This is a genomic window from Streptosporangium sp. OZ121 (assembly GCF_051918885.1).
In the GTDB taxonomy this organism is placed as follows: domain Bacteria; phylum Actinomycetota; class Actinomycetes; order Streptosporangiales; family Streptosporangiaceae; genus Streptosporangium.
On record NZ_JBPXMC010000074.1, the window covers coordinates 1 to 2,697 of the forward strand.

Genomic DNA, 2,697 nt, shown 5'->3' on the forward strand with positions numbered 1-2,697 from the left:
CGCCTGCGAGACCTGACCACCGGCCAGCTCCGCCGCCAGGTAATCCGCCACCGCCTCAGCGGTCGGGTAGTCGAAGATAAGGGTGGCCGGCAGCCGCAGCCCGGTCGCCGTGCTGAGCTGGTTGCGGAACTCGACCGCGGTGAGGGAGTCGAAGCCGAGCTCCTGGAAGCGCTTGGCCGATTCGACCGCCTCCGTGTCGGAGAAGCCGAGGACCATCGCCGCCTGGGTACGCACCAGCCGGAGAAGGTCGGTCGGATCCGTCGCGGTCGTGCTGGCACGCCGGGCGGGCACGCGGATCAGCCCGCGAAGGGCCGCGGGGAGGGTGCCGGCGTGGGCCTGGGCCTGCAGCGCCGGGAGGTTCAGCGAGGCCGGGACCAGTACGGCGTGCTCGTGGTCGATCGCGACGTCGAACAGGTCCAGCCCGTCGTCGACGGGCAGCGGCGTGATGCCGCCGCGCTCAAGGCGGTGCAGGTCGGATTCGGTCAGGTCGCCTGCCATACCGCCCGAGGCCCACAGACCCCAGGCCAGCGACGTGGCAGGCAGTCCCTGCGCCCGGCGCCGCTCGGCGAGGGCGTCCAGGAAGGTGTTGGCCGCGGCGTAGTTGCCCTGGCCCGCGCTGCCCAGCACACCGGAGAGCGACGAGAACAGCACGAACGCCGACAGGTCCATTTCCCGGGTCAGCTCGTGGAGATACCAGGCCGCGTCGGCCTTCGGCCGCAGGACCGCGTCGAAGCGCTCCGGGGTGAGAGAGCCGACGATCCCGTCGTCCAGCACGCCTGCCGTGTGCACGACACCGGCCAGCGGGACCGACGCGACCAACCGCGCCAGATCCTCTCGATCGCCGACGTCACAGACCGCCGCCCGCACGGAGGCACCGAGCTCTGTCAGTTCCGCCACCAGCTCGGCGGCTCCGGGCGCCTCGGCGCCACGACGGCTGGCCAGCAGCAGGTGCCGCACCCCGTGGGCCGTCACCAGGTGCCTGGCCACGACCGCGCCCAGCCCGCCGGTGCCACCGGTGACCAGCACCGTGCCCTCCGGACCGAACACCGGACCGGCATCACCGGAGAGTGCCGGTCCCACGACCGCGCGCTCGGCCACCCGGCTCAATCTCGGCACCAGGAACTGCCCGGCCCGCACCGCCACCTGCGGTTCGCCCGTGGCCAGCGCCCGACCGACCGTGCCCTCGTCGAAGGGTTCGGTGTCCAGGTCCAGCAGTACGAACCGGCCGGGCTGCTCGGCCTGCGCCGCCCGTACCAGACCCCACACCGCCGCCTGCGCCAGGTCCGGCACCTCATCCGCGACCGCCACCACGGCTCCGCGCGTGACGATGACCAGCGGCGAGGCGCCCGGTTCCGCCTGCAGGGCGGCGAGGACCGCGTTCGTGGCGCGCCTGATCGCCTCGGGAACGGGCGCGTCGTCCGAAGGTACGTCGAGGAGCGCGTACGAAAGATCCGTCTGTCCGGTACGACCGGCCTGCACCCAGTCCAGCTGGAACAGGGAATTGTTACGCGTCGCCGACTGGTCGGCGGACCGAGGACGAAGGATGAGCGACCCGACTTCCGCGACGGCCGTCCCCGCGGTGTCCGCCACCGCCAGGCCGAACACGCCGGTGCCGCCCGCCGGGGTGATGCGAACCCGCAGGGCGGTCGCTCCCTCGGCGTACAACGTCACGTCGTTCCAGGCGAAGGGGATGTACGGCCGGCCAGGTTCCGCCTCGGGCAGGAATCCGGCCATGGGGATGGCGTGCAGGGAGGCGTCGAGCAGCGCCGGGTGCAGCCCGAACCGCCGGGCATCGGCGCCGGACTGCTCCGGCAGGGCGATCTCGGCGTAGACGGTGCCGTCCTGCCGCCAGGCGGCCTGGAGGCACTGGAACGTCTCGCCGTACTCCATGCCGATCGCGGTGAGGTCGGCATAGACGCCGTCGACGTCGAGGACCTCGGCGCCGGGCGGCGGCCACTGCGCGAGATCGAAGGCGGGCGCGACGGCGGCTGCCGGGGCGAGGACGCCCTGGGCGTTCTGCCGCCAGTCCGTGGCGTCCCCGGCGCGCGAGTGGATCGTCACCTGGCGACGGCCGGAATCGTCGGCACCCGCGACCACGACCTGGAGTTGGAGGCTGCCACCCGCCGCCAGCACCATGGGCGATTGGAGGGTGAGCTCGTCGAGCACCGGGCAACCGGTCTCGTCCCCGGCGCGTATCGCGAGCTCGACCTGCGCAGCGCCCGGTACGACCACCTGACCGTCCACGAGGTGGTCGGCCAGCCACGGCTGCGCGGACAGGGACAGACGGCCGATGAGCGTGAGCGTGCCGGAACCGGGAGCCGGGACGACAGCGGTCAGCAACGGATGGTCCACCGCCACCAGGCCGCCGCCGGAGGCGACCTCAGCGGTGGCGTCGAGCCAGTAGCGACGACGCTGGAAGGCGTAGGTGGGCAGCTCGATGTGCTTGGCGGGCACCGAGGCGAAGTAGGTGTCCCAGTCGACCATGACGCCGTGGGTGTGGAGTCGGCCCAGTGCCTCGACCAGCGCCCGGACCTCGTCCCGGTCCTTGCGCGCGGTCGCGACGAACACGCCGTCCTGCACGCTCTGCTGAGCCAGGCCGGTCAGCACCCCATCCGGGCCGACCTCCACGAACACACCCGCCTGGCAGGCGGCCACCCCGTCGGCGAAGCGCACCGCCTCGCGCACGTGCCGCACCCA

At 72.9% G+C, this 2,697-nt stretch carries 1 protein-coding gene; it reads right to left on the bottom strand.

Annotated elements, in window-relative coordinates:
• A partial coding sequence (locus ACTOQ1_RS42730; protein ID WP_440074309.1) for a type I polyketide synthase occupies window positions 1–2,685 on the bottom strand: 2,685 nt, incomplete at its 3' end.
• Window positions 2,686–2,697 lie beyond the last annotated feature (12 nt).